General features: G+C 38.7%; 15 protein-coding genes. 6 read left to right on the forward strand and 9 right to left on the reverse strand.

Features of this window, described 5'->3' with window-relative positions; translation table 11 throughout:
- Positions 1–151 precede the first annotated feature (151 nt).
- The gene (locus JWQ54_RS06050; protein ID WP_299581601.1) at positions 152–445 is read left to right on the forward strand and encodes a hypothetical protein; all 294 of its coding nucleotides are present in this window, start codon (positions 152–154) and stop codon (positions 443–445) included.
- 420 nt (positions 446–865) lie between these two features.
- On the opposite strand, the gene argS is transcribed toward JWQ54_RS06050, so the two are convergent.
- The gene (gene argS, locus JWQ54_RS06055) at positions 866–2629 is read right to left on the reverse strand and encodes an arginine--tRNA ligase (RefSeq protein ID WP_299581603.1); all 1764 of its coding nucleotides are present in this window, start codon (positions 2627–2629) and stop codon (positions 866–868) included.
- A 177-nt stretch (positions 2630–2806) separates the two neighbouring features.
- Here argS and JWQ54_RS06060 point away from each other — a divergent pair, with 177 nt between their 5' ends.
- The 4 genes from JWQ54_RS06060 to JWQ54_RS06075 all read left to right on the forward strand — a co-directional run bounded on the left by JWQ54_RS06060 (position 2807) and on the right by JWQ54_RS06075 (position 7663).
- Positions 2807–4252: an arginine deiminase family protein gene (locus tag JWQ54_RS06060; protein WP_299581605.1), complete on the forward strand. Its 1446-nt coding sequence runs from the start codon at positions 2807–2809 to the stop codon at positions 4250–4252.
- Between the two features lie 133 nt (positions 4253–4385).
- Positions 4386–5312 carry a citrulline utilization hydrolase CtlX gene (gene ctlX / locus JWQ54_RS06065; protein WP_299581608.1) on the forward strand — a complete coding sequence of 309 codons (927 nt, stop codon included), beginning with the start codon at positions 4386–4388 and terminating at the stop codon, positions 5310–5312.
- A 139-nt stretch (positions 5313–5451) separates the two neighbouring features.
- Positions 5452–6846 carry an arginine decarboxylase gene (locus JWQ54_RS06070; protein WP_299581611.1) on the forward strand — a complete coding sequence of 465 codons (1395 nt, stop codon included), beginning with the start codon at positions 5452–5454 and terminating at the stop codon, positions 6844–6846.
- A 94-nt stretch (positions 6847–6940) separates the two neighbouring features.
- A complete protein-coding gene (locus JWQ54_RS06075) occupies positions 6941–7663 on the forward strand; it encodes a methyltransferase domain-containing protein (protein ID WP_299581614.1) in 723 nt (240 codons plus the stop codon).
- On the opposite strand, the gene JWQ54_RS06080 is transcribed toward JWQ54_RS06075, so the two are convergent.
- From JWQ54_RS06080 to JWQ54_RS06095, 4 genes are all read right to left on the reverse strand, one after another.
- A complete protein-coding gene (locus JWQ54_RS06080) occupies positions 7623–9149 on the reverse strand; it encodes a hypothetical protein (RefSeq protein WP_299581617.1) in 1527 nt (508 codons plus the stop codon). The genes JWQ54_RS06075 and JWQ54_RS06080 overlap by 41 nt on opposite strands.
- Positions 9150–9457: 308 nt before the next feature.
- Positions 9458–10180 (reverse strand): RluA family pseudouridine synthase, encoded by a 723-nt coding sequence (locus JWQ54_RS06085; protein ID WP_299581620.1) that lies wholly within the window; start codon positions 10178–10180, stop codon positions 9458–9460.
- A 126-nt stretch (positions 10181–10306) separates the two neighbouring features.
- A complete protein-coding gene (locus tag JWQ54_RS06090; RefSeq protein WP_299581623.1) occupies positions 10307–11278 on the reverse strand; it encodes a hypothetical protein in 972 nt (323 codons plus the stop codon).
- 66 nt (positions 11279–11344) lie between these two features.
- On the reverse strand, positions 11345–12286 hold the full coding sequence (locus JWQ54_RS06095) for a hypothetical protein (protein WP_299581625.1): 942 nt from the start codon (positions 12284–12286) through the stop codon (positions 11345–11347).
- Between the two features lie 178 nt (positions 12287–12464).
- On the opposite strand from JWQ54_RS06095, the gene JWQ54_RS06100 reads away from it, so the two are divergent.
- Positions 12465–12944 carry a hypothetical protein gene (locus JWQ54_RS06100; RefSeq protein WP_299581628.1) on the forward strand — a complete coding sequence of 160 codons (480 nt, stop codon included), beginning with the start codon at positions 12465–12467 and terminating at the stop codon, positions 12942–12944.
- Between the two features lie 77 nt (positions 12945–13021).
- Here JWQ54_RS06100 and JWQ54_RS06105 read toward each other — a convergent pair whose 3' ends face one another.
- The 4 genes from JWQ54_RS06105 to JWQ54_RS06120 form a co-directional block, all read right to left on the reverse strand.
- A complete protein-coding gene (locus JWQ54_RS06105; RefSeq protein ID WP_299581630.1) occupies positions 13022–13714 on the reverse strand; it encodes a response regulator transcription factor in 693 nt (230 codons plus the stop codon).
- Positions 13715–13790: 76 nt separating this feature from the next.
- Positions 13791–14933, reverse strand: a complete 1143-nt coding sequence (locus tag JWQ54_RS06110; protein WP_299581633.1) for a TlpA disulfide reductase family protein — start codon at positions 14931–14933, stop codon at positions 13791–13793.
- Positions 14934–15083: 150 nt separating this feature from the next.
- Positions 15084–16550 (reverse strand): Asp-tRNA(Asn)/Glu-tRNA(Gln) amidotransferase subunit GatB, encoded by a 1467-nt coding sequence (gatB, locus tag JWQ54_RS06115; RefSeq protein WP_299581636.1) that lies wholly within the window; start codon positions 16548–16550, stop codon positions 15084–15086.
- 186 nt (positions 16551–16736) lie between these two features.
- Positions 16737–18219, reverse strand: a 1483-nt coding sequence (locus JWQ54_RS06120) for an alanine--tRNA ligase-related protein (protein ID WP_299581638.1), incomplete at its 5' end; no start/stop codon positions are given.

Raw genomic sequence — 18219 nt, forward strand, 5'->3', positions numbered from 1 at the left:
ATGTAAGTGTTATGTCAAATATTAAATTCTCTCTATCCGAAGTTCAATTATATCTAAATATTCAATCTTAAAGCACTAAAAATTAAAAAGTTAAACCTTTTAATTAGCCGTTTGTTTATATATTATTATTTGATAAATAAAACATATATCAATGAGGGCAATATCAAAACCAGGTTTAATAGCCGCTTTTGCCGGTTTATTATCTCTGTCAGCATGCGAAGGAAGCTATTATGTTGCCGAACAACCCGTAGAACCTGTTTACGAAAGACCGATCGCTCCCTATGCAGGGATGGTTTGGGTAGATGGCGACTGGGCATATAGCGGCGAAAGATACGTTTATAGAAGAGGATACTGGTCAAGGCCAAGAGTGGGTCGTACTTATGTACGGGGCTCATGGGCACATACTAACCGTGGTTACAGGTGGAACAGAGGACGCTGGAGGTAAAACAGTTTGCAGTGGGCGGTGGTTATGGACAACTAGTGGTTTTTACTGCAATTTTTACTGCAAGCTGCCCATTAATATTTGCAAATTATCTTTTTGCAAACCGCCCACTGCAAACTGTTTTATTCTCTTTTCGGGGTTTCTATTCATAGTTATCCATCGCAAGGTTGATAACTATGCCTGGTATCGCAAAGTGTTGAAACTAAATTATTTTCCAGCTCACATTTTGCTTGAAATATTAATTTTTCGTTGTAAATTTATTACAGATTTTTGCTAGTTCATAGATCGAATATAAGTACTGGAGGTAATTCAGTTGCAGTGGGCGGTGATTATGGACAACTAGTAGTTTTTACTGCAATTTTTACTGCAAACTGCCCATTAATATTTGCAAATTACTTTGCAAACTGCCCACTGCAAACTGTTTTACATCCTTTCCGGAACTTCTATTCCTAACAGGCTCATCGCCCGATTAATAACTTTGCCTGATGCGGCAGAAAGCTGTAGCCTGAATTGCTTTGCAATCTCGCTCTCTGCCTGAAGTATTGATTTCTCGTGGTAAAATTTATTGTAGATTTTTGCCAGTTCATATACATAATTTGCAATTACAGCTGGGCTATACCCTTCAGCTGCTGATTGAATAATTGTAGGGAATTGCGTTAAAGCAACTATTAAATCCCGCTCTTCGGCAGCTAACTCATTTACTGCGATGCCTGGATCAGTAATTTTAGCGCGGCCAAGAACAGAACGGATCCGGGCATGTGTATATTGTATGAACGGTCCGGTATGTCCCTGAAAATCTACCGACTCGTTAGGATCAAATAATAACCGCTTTTTAGGATCAACCTTTAAAAGGAAATATTTTAGTGCGCCCATACCAATGGTATGATAAAGATGAAGCTTTTCTTCTTCACTAAAACCGTCAACCTTGCCCATTGCTATTGTTTGCTCTTTAGCAGTTTTCTCCATCTCCTCCATCAGATCGTCAGCGTCAACAACTGTCCCTTCACGTGATTTCATTTTACCCGATGGCAGGTCGACCATTCCATAAGATAAATGATAAAGTCCGTCTGCCCCATCCTTACCAAGTTTTTTAAGGATAGTGAACAATACCTTAAAGTGATAATCCTGTTCATTTCCTACCACATAGATTGATTTATCCATGTGATAGTCATTATATTTCAGCTGCGCAGTACCCATATCCTGGGTCATGTAAACAGAAGTACCGTCTGAGCGTAGTACCAGCTTTTCATCTAACCCCTCAGCCGTCAGATCTATCCAAACAGAGCCGTCATCTTTTTTAAAGAAAACACCTTTTTCAAGTCCCTCATCAACAATATCCTTTCCTAATAAATAGGTGTCAGATTCATAGTAAAATTTATCAAAGGTTACACCCAGTTTTCTATACGTTTCTGCGAAACCTGCATAAACCCAGTTATTCATGGTTTTCCAAAGACTTATAACAGCTTCATTCCCCGCTTCCCATTGCTGCAGCATTTCCTGCGCCTCATTAATTAACGGCGCATTCTTTTTTGCTTCATCCTCGGTTTGCCCGGCAGCTTTTAATCCTTCAATCTGCTTTTTATATTCTTTATCGAAGATAACATAGTATTTACCAACTAAATGATCTCCCTTTAAGCCAGATGACTCCGGTGTTTCGCCATTCCCAAACCGTTGCCAGGCCAGCATTGATTTGCAGATGTGAATACCCCTGTCGTTAACCAGGTTGGATTTCACAACCTCGTAACCTGCAGCAGCCAAAATTTCGGCAACAGAAAAGCCTAAAAGATTATTACGTACATGCCCTAAATGTAAAGGCTTATTGGTATTGGGCGATGAATATTCAACCATTACTTTTTTGCCGTTAGGCTCAGCAACCGCAAAAGTATCAGGTAAAATTTCGTTATATAATTGATCTATCCAGTAATCATCAGCAATAGATAAGTTCAAAAAACCTTTAATTACATTAAAATCAGCAACCTCTTTAATTTCATTCTGCAGAAACGTTCCAATTTCATTCCCCGTTTGTTCAGGTGATTTTTTTGAAAATTTGGTAAATGGGAAAGTAACTATAGTAACCTGGCCTTCAAATTCCTTTCGGGTTTCCTGGAGGTTTATATCGGCAGCGGTAATGTCAGTATTATATAAATGTTTAACGGCATTAATAGTTGCTTCAATAATAAAATTCATCGGACAAAAATAACATTTTTAGTCGGAAAAGCCTGAAAGTGTAAAAGCAAGAAAAGTGAGCAGCGCTGAAAAACACATAAAATGACCGCAGCCTGATTTTTTAAACTTTCGGTCTTTACTGACTTTTCCGACTTTCCCGACTAAACTCACTACCTTTGTTTCTTCTATAAACCATTTATGACACTTAGCAATAGCGAATTTAAATTAGATGTAACATCCGAAATTGGGAACCTGCGCGCATTACTGATCCATAGCCCGGATAACGGCCTGGGTAAGGTTGTGCCATCAAAAGCACAAGACTGGCTTTTTGAAGACATTGTACACCTGGATACCATGCGTAAAAACGAATATGATTATTACATTAAGCTGTTAATGTATTTTTTAGATCCCGGCAAAATAAAAGGCAGACTTGCACAAATAGATGCAGAAGAAAATAACCGGTCGTTTTATAAGCCGGATGATAAAGAATTCCATGCATCAAACAAGGTAATAGAGATCCAAACCCTGCTTGAAGATATTTTGCATGATGCCGATATCCGTAAAAAGCTGGTGGCTGCAGTTTGCGCCATTGAAGGCTGTAATTATCGCTTGCAAACGCAGCTGATAGATACAGAACCGGCAGAACTTGCCAAGATCATTATCTCCGGCTCGCTAAATAAAGACGAGATGATATTTGCCCCTATCCCTAACCTGATATTTTCGAGAGATATAGGCATTGCCATCAATAATTTCATGCTGCTGAACAAACCTGCAAAAAAGGCTAGAGCGCGCGAAACATTAATAATGCGGTATATCTTTTTCAATCACACACTTTTTGCTTCGTATCGCAACAATATATTGGAGATCCCTGAAACCGTACAGCATTTTTTACGCCCCGGCGAGGATAACGATCAAAAAACAACGTTAGAAGGCGGCGACGTAATGATGGTGAGTCCGCAGCATTTAATAATTGGCTGCAGCGAGCGAACATCGGCAAGCGGAGCAAACGAGGCAATAAAACTGTTGTTTAAAAACAACGTGGTTAAAAAAGTAACCATTGTAAAAATCCCGCATAAGCGGGATTATATGCACATAGATACCATTTTTACACAGGTAAAACGGAATATGTGGGTTTTGCTGCGTTCACTGGCCATTACCGAAAGCCAGGAAGAACAGGACGAACCGATCTCGTGGTTTACTGATAAAAAGGGAAAAGACAAAGTAGAAATTGTTCAGTTTAGAAAAGAAAAAAAAGCAAAGACCTTTGACAGTATAGAAGCTTTATTGACTGACATCAGCGAAAAAGACCTGGAAAGCAAGGAAAAAACCCAGTTTGTATATTCAGGCGGAGACATTTTCCCATACAATTCACGCGAACAATGGACAGACTCATGTAACCTGCTTGCCATAAAAGAAGGTGTGGTTTTAGGTTACGATCGCAATGATAAGACGGTAGAAGCATTTAAAGAAAAAGGCTTTGCCACAATAAAAGTTGCCGACCTGCTAAAACAATTTGAAAGCGGCGAGCTTAATCCTGAAAGCATGACGGATACCCTGATCCTAATGCCATCAGCAGAGCTTTCACGTGCACGCGGAGGCTTTCATTGTATGAGCATGCCGTTGCAGCGGGATGCCATTTTATAGTCATTGGTCATTGTGTCATTAGTCATTGAATGATGGCAAAACTGAACCAATGACTTAATGACAAATTACCTAATGACCAATGACAGCGAAGCGAAATGACCAATGACACAATGACCAATGACAGCAAAGCGAAATGACTAACCTCCAATCCACATCCCATATATTAATGATCCGGCCGGTAAACTTTGGCTTTAACGAGGAAACCGCCGGAAGCAATGCCTTTCAAAACAGGAATGCCGCTAAGGATGACGTTAATGAAAAAGCACAGCAGGAATTTGACCGCATGGTAAACACGCTATGCAGCAATGGCGTTGATGTAACCGTTATCGATGATACGCATGAGCCTTATACGCCGGATTCGATCTTCCCTAACAACTGGATATCCTTCCATGCTGACGGCGGCATCTTCTTATACCCGATGCAGGCCGAGAACCGCAGACTGGAACGCCGTGAAGATATTATTGCTAAACTGGAAGACAGCTTTGCAGTGAAGCATATTATAGATCTGAGCCGCTTTGAGGTTGAAGATAAATTTTTAGAAGGCACAGGTAGCATGGTGCTTGACAGGGAAAACAAATTAGCTTATGCCTGCCTCTCTCCCCGTACCAACCGCGAAGTGTTGGACCTGTTTTGTGAACAAGCCGGTTATAAAGCTATCAGCTTTGATGCAATTGATGAAAAAGGCAAGGCAATATATCACACCAATGTTTTAATGTGTATTGGAAGCAGTTTTGCAGTAATTTGCCTGGATAGCATTCCAAATCCTCATGAAAAGGTTGTTGTAAAGGAATCACTTATATCAACCAAAAAAGAGATTATTGATATTTCCTTCGACCAAATGAACCAATTTGCCGGTAATATGCTAGAGGTGAAAAATGCGGAGGGTGAAAATTTGATAGTGATGTCAAAAAATGCTTTTAATGCTTTGGAGGATAGACAAAAAACCACACTCGGAAAATATGGCAAGCTGATTTATTCTGATATAAACACCATAGAAACCAACGGCGGTGGCAGTGCAAGATGTATGATGGCGGAGGTGCATTTGCCGGTTGGCTTATAGATCCTGCTTACAGCTACTATGATCTATAAACCATCGTCAATGAACTACCCATAAACAAATTACATTCCAACCATAAAATTTAATCTAACAATACGTCAATTATTGCGTTTAAAAATTACATTTGCCAAAATTTTAATAAATGCAGAGTTACGAGGAATTTCTTGACCTGAGTGTAGGTTTCCCACAGGATGGTTTTGAGATAATTGAGGATGAACTATACTTTCATGACCTCAATTTAATGGAGATGATTGAAACGTATGGTACCCCACTGCGTTTTACCTACCTTCCAATAATTTCGAAAAAGATCCAGCAGGCAAAATTGCTGTTTCAGCAGGCAATAATTAAAAATAATTATCGCGGCAGCTATAAATACTGTTATTGCACCAAAAGCTCGCATTTTAAGCACATTGTTGAAGAAGCGCTTAAAAATGAGATCCACCTGGAAACTTCATCGGCGTTTGATATGCCAATGATTGACGCGCTGGAGAAAAAAGGTGCGGTAAGCAAGGACGTTACTGTAATATGCAACGGGTTTAAAACCTTTCAGTATAAAACCTATATTATTGATATGCTGCATGATGGCTTTAAAAACATCATCCCGGTGCTGGATAATAAAGAAGAATTTAACTTGTATGATGACGAGATAGAGATGGATACCCCATGTAATCTTGGCATCAGGATAGCAGCAGAAGAGCAGCCTGATTCACAATTCTATACTTCACGCCTGGGTGTGCGTATGGAAGATATTATTGATTTTTATCACAACAAGATCCAGGGAAATCCAAACTTTAAGGTAAAGCTGTTACATTTCTTTATCAATTCGGGTATTTCTGATACGCCGTATTACTGGAACGAGCTTGAAAAGTATGTTACCCTTTATTGCAAGTTTAAAAAGATAAACCCCGACCTGGATACGCTTGATATTGGCGGCGGCATGCCTTTTAAAGATTCGCTGGTGTTTGATTTTGATTATGAATACATGATCAATGAAATTGTTAGCCGGATAAAGGAAATTTGTGCAGATAACGATACGGTAGAGCCGGATATTATTACTGAATTTGGCAAATACACTGTTGCCGAGGCATCAGGAATCCTGTATAAGGTATTGGGCCGTAAACAGCAAAATGACCGTGAAAGATGGCTGATGCTGGATGGCTCGTTCATCACCAACCTGCCTGATGTTTGGGCGCTTAATCAAAAGTATATTTTACTGCCGGTAAATAACTGGGACAGCGAATACGAACGTGTTAACCTTGGCGGTATAACCTGCGACGGGCAGGATTATTACAACCAGGAAGCCCACATGAACAGCGTATTTATGCCTAAAACCCGTAAGGTGCAATACCTGGGCTTTTTTAATACCGGAGCATACCAGGAAGTATTAAGCGGTTATGGGGGTATTCACCATTGCCTGCTGCCATCGCCAAAACATGTGATCATCCGCCGCAACCGCGATGAAACTTTCAATTTTGAGGTTTTTGGCGAAGAACAGAACAGTAAGCAAGTGCTAAAAATTCTGGGTTACACAACGTAGTTGTAAGAAATTTGTTAAAAATTGAAGGCGTAACATTTTGCGCCTTTTTTTGTGAACGTAAAATTTCTTAAGTTTGATATAGGTTTATACTTATATGAGCAATTTCAAACTGCTGTTTCTTTTTAATATTTTTTTGTTGGGTTTCTATGTACATTCAAGTCATCAAACTCAACAAAGGGATACCATCTACACTTATAAAAAAGCAAGTCCTGATGGTAAAGGAAAATGTTATATGGGCCGCGAAATAGCCCAGGTGATGAGCTTTGAAGGCGCAGGCTGGCTTGAACGTAATACCCGGCAAAAAGAAGAAAACACAGATCTTGCCATTTCAAAACTACCCATTAATAAAAACAGCGTAGTTGCTGACATTGGTGCTGGAACAGGATATTATACCTTTCGTATAGCACAAAAGGTTTCTCAAGGCAGTATATATGCTGTTGAAATACAGGATGATGCTATAAAATATTTAAATGCCCGCAGCAAAAAACTTAATCAAAATAATGTTGTGGTAATAAAAGGCAGCGAACAAACTCCTAACCTGCCGGATAACACAGTTGACCTGGCTATAATGGTTGATGTTTATCATGAACTGCTTTATCCGCATGAAATGCTACAGGCCATCCGTCGTTCGCTAAAACCAAAAGGTAGGTTATTGTTGCTTGAATACCGGGCCGAAGATCCTAAAATTAAAATCAGGCAACTGCACAAAATGAGTGTTATGCAGGCTAATAAGGAATTAAAAGCCAATGGCTTTCACATAGTACAGGATGGAGAATTTATGCCGATACAGCACTTTTTGGTATATGAGAAAGATTAGAATTATCAGCACCCGGAAGTTGCTCATCCAGCTTTGCTGATATGCTTTTTATTGCTTTATCCATGCTTTCGACCGAGCAAAACAGGTGATCTTCAAACTGTTTGTATTCTTTTTCATTATTGTCGCTATTTTTAATGATATCTATTATTCCCAGTATATTAGAGAGGTGCCTCCTAACCTCATGTGAATTTATAAACGCCAGCTCTTTTTTCTGAGTAGTAAACAACAGCTTTTCATAATGCCGTTTTTGTTTGGCGCTCCGGTAAAACATGGTTATAATAACTATTATAAGCAAAGCCACTACTACGGCAAAAATCAGCCAGATCCGCTCCCGTTTATAGGATTCATCTTTTTGCATATATGAGCCCTCAATTTCATCAATCTTAATTTGTGACGAAATATTACCAACCTGGGTAAGCCTGTTTATAACATCTTCTGCTTGTTCAAGCGACAATTTGAAATTATAGCCCGCTAATTTATGGTCTTTACGGCCTTCAGCAATTTGACCCAATACTTTATACAGGTGATATTTTATTTCGGGATGATTAATCTCTAAAGGCTGGTTAAGCAACTCGTTAATAATTGTGATCGCCGAATCCGGCTGCCCACCGTTAAAATAAGCATCAGCCAGATTTTGCTGATCCTGATCGTTATATTTATACAACGTATCCCTTTGCATAGCCTTAATCAGCTTAATCGCATTTTTAAAATCGTATTGTAGCAGGTATAAATAATATGCTGTCCGTTTTTGATAAGTATATAGCTTATAAATATTGCCTTTAATTGCGTTAAGCTTATCGTGGTATTTTTTTAATGAATCAGGCTTGTTCATCCTGAAAAAATTTTCAGCTTTATTATAGTAAATGAGCTTACTAGCATGCTGATCATTAGCAGCGTATTTTTTGGCCAGGACTTCGGCCTCATCCAGGTAAAATAGTGATTGATTATAAAAATTATTTTTATAGTAAACATCAGACATATTAATGTCTATCTGTAACTGCAAATGAGGATCTTTTAATTTTAATGCCTCTTTTTTTGAAAGACCATAACTAGTAACAGCTTCAATAGCATTGCCTTCATCAGTTTGAATAAATGCTAAATGGCTTAAAAAAGAATACATTAGATAATGGTCGTCATTTTTACCGGCAAATTCAATAGCCTTTACCATTGCTGCTTCAGCATCGTCCATATGAGTCAACGTTCGCTGATACATACTTTCTATAAAGTATTCAAATGCTGTTCTATTCTCTACATGAAACTGAATAAGAAGTTTATTTAGCGTTGTTTTTACGCCTGGAAGATTTGCTTCGGGGGTATCCTGAAAACAACCTTTGATATAACTGACCATCTTTTTCTCTTTCTCAACATGGTCCCCAATCTTCATAATAGTTTTAAAGCTATTTATATTTACAGGAGATGCAGCAGCATTTACTTTTAAGGCAAAGCAGGTAAGTAAAACTGATATATAGAATAAACTCTTAAACATTCACTGCTTCTCTTTATAAATTACCAGCGGCATAAATAATATTATTTAGCTGCCAGCCTTACCCAACATTTATATATGAATTTTAATATGTGATAAGTTTGTAGCGATAATTAGCTTTATACAGATAAAACGTATAAGAAGTTACAAAATGGAGGTATTAAAATAATATTATTTTATAATACATATGGCTGAAAAGTCCGGAGAGTCGGAAATCATAAAAAAAAAAATGATTATTGAAAAAGCAAATGATTTGTAAAAAAATCCTGATCCAGGCTAATAACTATTGCTCACCTGTCTCCAACCTTTTATCACTGAGAATCAAACTTCTCCAACTGCTTCAACAGCGTTTCAAAATCCTTGGGATATGGCGCATGGATAGTTATATCTTTTCCATCCAAAAGCTTAAAACTAACCTCGTAAGCATGCAATGCAAACCGCTTCATTATGGGTTGCTCTTCCTGGTCTTTGCCTAAATGGTATTTACGTTTTATTTTTGAGAGGAAAACAGGCAGGCCTTTATACATCTCATCCCCGGCTATTGATGCCCGCTGTGTAGCCAGGTGAATGCGGATCTGGTGCATACGGCCTGTGACCGGACGGCACTCTACCAGTGTATAGTGTTTAAAATATTTTAGTGATTGGAACCATGTTTCGGCCCTTTTACCATCTTGTCTGCTTATAGTAACATTGCCTTTGCCAACATTTAAAATAGGCAGATCTATCAATAGGTTTTCAAATACATGGGTACCATCAATAATGGCATGATAAACCTTTTTTACCTGCCGTTTTTCAAACTGCATTGATACGGCGCGATATGCTTCCGGGTTTTTAGCTATAATTAAGGCGCCAGAGGTCTCTTTATCCAGTCGGTGACAAATCTGTGCGTCCTCTGAATAACCTTTGGCCAAACGCAGCATATTTACCTCTCCGCCCTCCCGCTCATCCAGCGAGCTAATAAACGGCGGCTTATTAACTACAATTATATCATCATCCTCAAATAATATCAGGTCGGCAAATTTCGGAAACTTCATCTTTTAAATATAGCCTGCAAAAATACGGTTAATAAATTAAACTGTGTAAACAAGTAAAGCCGTTCAGATTACTATCTGAATGGTTTTGCTAATTAGTTTTTATCAACCAAAGCCAAAAGCTTTTAATTATGGAAACGTTTTTACAATAGGTGCTGAATTCCAGGCAGTATCAATTTTAACCGACATACCACCACTTCCGCCACCACCAAAAAGATAGCCGGATAAAATGGTTTGAGTATTTGGCTGCCCGGTTGCAGTAGCCGCTTTATTAGCGATAACCCCGGCAACAAAATCAAGATTTGATGATGCTACTATTTGTACTCCAAAAGGTGCCGAGTATAAAAAGATAGTGCTTATTTGGTAATTGGTTTTTCCGATATCGCTGCTTGCCAATGTATCAATTACGTTTATTGATGAAGTACTTGAAGGCACAGCTGTCCCTGTTCCGATCAAAAATCTGTCTGACAGGTGTGAGATTAAGCTAACTCCTATAGTTTTAACGCTTGATGGAATTGCATCCTTAATATTAACTACCATTTGGGATACGATCCTGTCAAGGGCAAAGCTTTGACTAATATCAGTTTTACCAACTGTTATTGCGATGTTTTTAAAAAATGCGTCTCTATTAAACGGATTCCAAACGCTTGTTCCTGCTTTTGTATAACTTCCGTAATTAATAACATCCGTGCTTAATCTACTGGTTGCATTACCTCCTTCTAAATCGGGTCCGAGTAAAAAGCCTGTTTTTCCACCGGCAACTACAACGGAATATTTCCCGGGATTTAAAATATCAGTATAGCTTCCAAAACTGCTGTCGGTTGAAAGCTGTTTAATTACATGGATCTTATGCCCTACTGAATCATAAACTGCATAATATAAAATATCGATCTTACTGGCTAGAGTAGCTACGACCGCATTGCTTTTAAGGTTGTTAACCTTTTGATTACCCATATTAAAATCGACTATTTGCTGAGAAAAGCCAACATTAAATACTACTTTACGTGAGGTTTGGCCTGGTTGCGAATCCTTTGAATGTTCTTTTTTGCAGGATACAATTATCATACAAACCAACATAAAGCCAAATAAACTTTTTTTCATTTTCTTAAATTTAACTTTTTTCTTTTACAAGCGTTCTTCAATAGCTTAACTGTGTGCTTATATTTTTTAAAAAGGAATATTTATTGGTGTTGCGTTCCAGGTATCATTTAAGCTTACTGTGAAATTATTATTAGTACCAAACAGGCTGCCTGTTAATATGGTTCTTTTATTTTTTTGGCAGGTTACATTAGTTACCAGGGCTGTACCCAGAACTTTTTTAGCAGCGTCATAACAAACAATAGTAACATTAAAAGGAGTTGCCGTATTACCAATTAAATTACGAAAGGTGTAATTGGTTTTGCCTTTTGCGCTGGCGGGGATAGTAGTGGTATAAGTTGGTTTTGCCGCCTGGGTAGGTGTTTGGCTGTTTAATAGAAAATTAAGGTCATCCAGATCCACCGTGATGCTGATACTATTTGCTGTGGCAGGAATTGCATCCGTAATATCAACTTCAAGCTGCCCTACAATTCTGTTCAGGTTTATATCCTGGTTTACATCACCGGTGACTGTAATATTGATTTGCCCATAAAAAGTATCTTTCCATTGAGCAAAAGGGCCGCCTTTGTAAAAAATATAATTTGTTCCGGTTAAATAGGACGTACCCGGGCTCCTTACGCTTAAAGAAGATGTCAATCCCGGTTTCCCGGCGGCTATGATTATAGTATAAGCGCCTGCTGACAAACTATCTGAAATATTTCCAAAGTTTGAAGAAGTAGAATCCTGCACTAATGTGTGCACGAGTTTAAAGGTACCATCACTATGAAACACATAGTAATATAGCTGATCCAAATAACCGGAGATCCCGGTTACCGCATCAGTTTTCAACCCCTTTCCCTGTACCTTTTTTGACGTTGAATTTGTTATTGTTTGTGTAAATCCGGATACGTTGAGTTCTACTTTATAGATTTTTCCTGCGGGATTTGTTCCATTGGAATCTTTAGAATGATCTTTTTTACAGGAAAAAACGAATAAAGTAGCCACCAGGGTATAAAGCATGGCCTTTTTCATAAGGTTTAAATTTCAATAAAGTTATGATTATTAACTTAAACAGCAAATAATATCAAGAATGTTACATACTTTGACAGTTTAAATGCATGAGGAATATAATATATAATGAAAGCTAATGCCAAAACATTTTTATTATATAATGGTTTAATAATTTATTAACCATAACTCTACAACTACTATGAGCGCAAAATCAACCAAACCGGAAGAAAAAGGATTTTTCGAGAAGGTTAAAGAAACTATTGAAGAACTTTGGGAAGGTACCAAAGAAACAGCCGAAGATATAAAAGATAAAGCCGAAGATAAATTTGACGATGTTAAAAAAGCGGTAACCGCCAAAAAAGCTTCAACCACTAAAAAAACAACTGCAGCACAACGTATTGTTGCCAACAAAGCTGCCGATGCAACTACACAGGCAAAAACTACTGCTGTAAAAGTAAAAGCCAATAGCAAAGTTAAAGCTGCCACGGCCAAAGCGAAAGACGAAACAACAAAGGCTAAAAAGACTGTTGCCGATGTGAAAGCAAAAGCCGATAACAAAGTTAAAGCTGTAACCGCAAAGGCTAAAACCGATACTGCTAATGCTAAAAAAGCAGCTACCGCCAAAGTGACCAAAGCAAAAACTACTGCTACTAAAAAGAAAACAGCGGCCGCACATTAAGCTTTGCAAGACTTAACAAAATAAGGCGAGCCGAATATTAATTTATCCGGCTCGCTTTGTTTTATCTCATTAAGTCACTACCTGGCTTCAAATTTATATCCTACCCCTTTAACTGTAGAAACACAATCATCACCAAGTTTTTCGCGAAGCTTACGAATGTGTACATCAATAGTACGATTGGTAACCACTACTGAGTCTTCCCAAATATTTTTCAGGATAACTTCGCGGGTATAAACCTTTCCTGGTTTTGAGGCGAGCAGGTAAAGCAGCTCAAATTCTTTTTTTGCCAACACCACTTTGTTACCTCTCTGAAATACAAGGTAAGCTTCGCGGTCGATAACAAGGTCGCCAATTTCAAGCTTATTATCGGTTATATCTTCGGCAGGTGCATTGCGGCGCAGTATAGCATTTATCCGGCTAACCAGTGCACGGGGCTTTATTGGTTTTGCTATGTAATCATCAGCGCCAACATTAAAGCCTGCAATTTCCGAATACTCCTCGCTGCGGGCTGTTAAAAAAACCATAAAGGTGTTTTTAAATTCAGGCATGGTGCGCATAATACGGCATGCTTCAATCCCGTCCATTTTGGGCATCATTATATCCAGCACTATAAGATCTGGCAATGAACGCTTTGCTTCGGCAACAGCTTCTTGTCCGTTTCGAGCCAGGAAAACCTGGTAGCCCTCTTTTTTCAAATTATATTCAATAAGCTCTAAAATATCCGGCTCATCGTCAACTATTAGAATTTTTTGTTTGTTAGAACTACTCATGCAGGTTGATTTTTGCGTAAAAGTAGGTGCGCAAATGAAGATTATGGTTAAATATACATTAACAAATTGTTAAATGTTACTTTATTTTAACGATTTGTTGAGATTTATTAAATGTCTTATTTAAAAATTCTTCAAGATCAGCTCCTGTTACGTTCTTTGCCACTATAATTCCCTGCGGATCAATTATAAAATTTGAAGGGATAGCTTCAATATGATAAAGCCTCTCTGTAGGCCCTTCAAAGTTCTTAAGATCCGATCCATGGCTCCAGCTTAATTTATCTGCAATAACAGCTTGTTCCCATTTGGCTTTGTCCTGATCAAGTGATATACCTAAAATATTAAGGCCACGCGATTTATAAATAGCGTATTGTTTAACTACATTTGGATTTTCCTGCCTGCAGGGTACACACCATGATGCCCAAAAATCAAGCATAACATATTTTCCTTTATAATCGGCCAGCTTTATGGGTTTGCCGTCAATACCCGCGATAGTAAAATCAGGAGCCTTGTGTCCAACTGAAACAGGCTTCAGATTCATCATTTGCCTGATAAACGTTTGTACACCGGGATTATCTTTAAAATCATCCTTAATATCATCTGCATAAGCAATAAGCTGTGGCTCAAACTTGCCTGGCTCAAGCGATGTTGCTGCATAAAAGCCTGCGAGCGTGTGCTTATTTTTATTCATAAACTTTAATACTTCGGCACTGTACTCCTTGATGTTTTTTTGGAACATAGGCAAATAAATCTTTATCAGTGAATCTGATTCTTTGCCTGTTGCCTGCGCTTTATCCTGGTATTCCTGGGTGATCTTACTGGTTTTTTCACCATAAAAATTATTTAGCTTATTGAACTCTTTATATTTTTCTGATTCATCAGAACCAGCTATCTGGTAAGAATGTGTATTATCTGTTAAATTTGTAGAAAAATCAATGGCATCGCCGTTTTTAGCTATTAAGTCAAAAATGCTCCCCCCTACCCGTAACCTGAATAAGTTTTCATAAGGTGCCTTATGCTTAAATTGAAATTTTCCCTGGTCGCTTAAATTTGTGGAATCAACCACTGCAACGCCTGCGCTATCGGCCGCTAAAAGGAATATTTTTTTCAGGCTCCCCGGATTAGTTACCGTACCCGAAATAGTGAATGCGCCATTGTCTTTGCATGAATATATTGCAAACAATAGTAAAGTAAGAGCGTAGAATATTAAATGCTTTTTCATTATTTGGAGATTTGATTTCGGAGATTAGTGGCCAGAGATCAGAGGTTAGTTAACTATACCATGAGCTCTTAAATCTAATTTCCTTTCTTTAAAATATTTTCTTTCGGATTTGCGGACTTTAAAAACTAATCTCTAAACTCCAACCTCTAGTCACTTCGACTCTAGTTCTTTAATTAATAACTGATTTGTTTTCTGGGGATCTATTTTACCTTTTGAACTTTTCATTATCTCGCCCATAAACAGGCCTAAAACGCCCTTTTTCCCTTTTTGGTATTCTAGTACCTTATCAGGATATTTTGCAATTGCGTCATTTATGAAACGACTTACATCGTTATTATCTGAACTTATAAGCAGGTTTAATTCAGTTGCCAGGTCCGCGGCATTTTTATCACTATTTTTCACCAGTTCCGGGAACAGCCGTTGTGCCGCCACAGTATTATTAACATTGCCCGAATCAACCAGTTTTATCAATCCGGCTAAAGTTTCGGGTTTCAGTTTAAAGTCACTAATGGATGAACCATTATCGTTCAAATATGATTTGATTGACCCCATCAACCAGTTTACCGCCGCTTTATAATTATCTGTATTGGCAATAAGTGCCTCAAAATACAATGCAAAATCTTTATCCGCTGTAATAACCCCCGCGTCGTAGTCTGACAAGCCTAATTCGGTTGTATACTTATTATAAAGCGCATTTGGCAACACAGGCATGCTGGCGGATATTTTATTCAAATATTCCTGATTTAATGCCAATGGGGTAAGATCAGGTTCGGGGAAATAGCGGTAATCATTAGCCATTTCTTTTGATCGTAAAACAGAGGTTTCACCTGTATCCGCATTAAAATTCAATGTATTTTGATCGATATGCCCGCCGTTTTCAATAATATTAACCTGGCGTTCAAATTCATGCTCAATGGCCCGCTGCACATTACGGATAGAGTTGAGATTTTTAACCTCGCAGCGGTTGCCATAAGTAGTTTGCCCTTTAATCCTAACTGATATATTGGCATCACATCTCATGCTGCCTTCTTCCATATTACCATCGCAAACATCCAGGTAACGTACAAGCTTACGAATCTCGGTTAAAAACTGCCCGGCCTCTTCGCTGCTGCGCATATCCGGCTCAGTAACAATTTCAATTAATGGCACTCCTGCCCTGTTCAAGTCTATCAGTGAATCAGCATGATGCTGATCATGCATGCTTTTGCCGGCATCTTCCTCAAGGTGGATATGGTGAATAGCAATGTTTTTAGTATGATCGGCTAATCTAACCGTTACAGATCCGCCTAAACAAATAGGTTTTTGATCCTGGGTTATCTGGTAACCTTTTGGCAGATCGGCATAAAAATAATTTTTACGGGCGAATGTATTGTTCAGGTTAATAGTACAGTTACAGGCAAGACCCATTTTTACAGCATATTCAACCGCTTTTTTATTGAGCTTGGGTAAGGTACCCGGGTGCCCCAAAGATATTGCGCTGATATGCTCGTTAGGTCCTGCGCCAAAAGCGGCAGAATCTGAAGAAAACACTTTACTTAAAGTGGATAATTGTGCGTGAACCTCTAACCCGACAACTAATTCATATTTGTCACTTATCCCTGCTGTAATACTTGTCATATAAATAAAATGCGGCGATGGTTTTATTCGTTATTAGTGTCCAAATATAAAGTTATTACTTATTAATGCGATATGGCGGTGAAAAATAAGTACAACCGTAAGGGCGTATCGCATACGCCCTTTATACACATATATTTATGAATGGTTAACCAGGGCGAATGCTATTCGCCCCTATGTTTGTGTATTTTATACCACAAAACTCTTCGCTTTTTCCAATGCCTTATCCAGCCCTCTAATGTCACTGCCGCCTGCTGTTGCAAAAAAAGGCTGACCGCCCCCGCCTCCTTTTATCTCTTTAGCAAGTTCGCGTATTATAGTTCCCGCATTCAGATTCTTTTCTTTTACAAGGTTCTCAGCTATCATAACAGTTAAAGACGGCTTGCCGTCAATTTCAGCAGCCAATACCAGGAATAGGTCTGAAACGATATCCTTTAGCTGGTAAGCCAGGTTCTTAACAGCATCGGCATTGGGCAATTGCACTTTTTGTGCGATGAAATTAATATCGTTTATCTGCTCAGCTTTTTGGGCAAGCTCATTTTTTAAGCCTGCTGATTTTTCAAGCACCGATTTTTCGATTTCCTTTTTAAGCTTTGAGTTTTCTTCCAGCAAGCTTTCAACGCTTTTTGAAATGTCTTTTGGATTTTTCAGCAGCTCTTTTAACTGCTGCACCAGCTTATTTTGCGCGATGATATAATCTTCTGCAGCAATGCCTGTAATGGCCTCAATGCGCCTTACCCCTGCTGCTACAGCGCTTTCGCTGATAATTTTAAAGAAACCTATCTGTCCGGTAGCCTTAACATGCGTACCACCGCAAAGCTCTTTGCTAAACTCATCATCAAAGGTAATTATGCGTACATAGTCGCCATATTTTTCGCCAAACAAGGCGGTTACACCGCTGGTGATTGCTTCAGCATATAATACGCTCCGCTCCTCTTTAAGCGGGATATTTTCACGTACTTTTTGATTAACTATAGCTTCTATCTGTGCCAGCTCATCGTCGGTAACCTTTGCAAAGTGCGAAAAGTCAAACCGTAGGTAATCTGCATTTACCAATGAGCCTTTTTGGTTAACATGGCTGCCCAATACCTGTTTCATTGCAGCGTGCAAAAGGTGCGTGGCACTATGGTTGCTATTGGTACGATTACGTAATGCAGGATCAACAATAGCGGTTAAGGCATCGTCAATATCCTCCGGCAGCTTATCGGTAAAATGAACGATCAGGCCGTTCTCTTTTTTGGTATCCGTTACATAAATAACCTCGCCATCCGGAAAAACCAGCTCACCTTTATCACCAACCTGTCCGCCGCTTTCTGCATAAAATGGGGTTTTATCCAATACAATCTGGTATTGTTCCGTCCCTTTTGCTTTTACTTTTCGGTATTTTACAATATGGGCAATGCTCTCGGTTTCATCGTAACCGGTAAATTCGACGGTATCATCATCTTTTAAAACAACCCAATCGCCGGTATCAATGGCCGTGGCTGCGCGGGAGCGGGTCTTTTGAGTTTGAAGGGCTTGGTTAAAAGCTTCCATATCCACACGCCAACCTCTTTCCCTTGCCATTAATTCTGTAAGGTCTATTGGAAAGCCATAGGTGTCTGATAATTCAAAAGCAAAGTCGCCGGGAAATATTCTTCCTTGTTTACCAGATGTATATGTAATTTCATTA

It is taken from the genome of Mucilaginibacter sp. (assembly GCF_028288225.1).
GTDB lineage: Bacteria > Bacteroidota > Bacteroidia > Sphingobacteriales > Sphingobacteriaceae > Mucilaginibacter.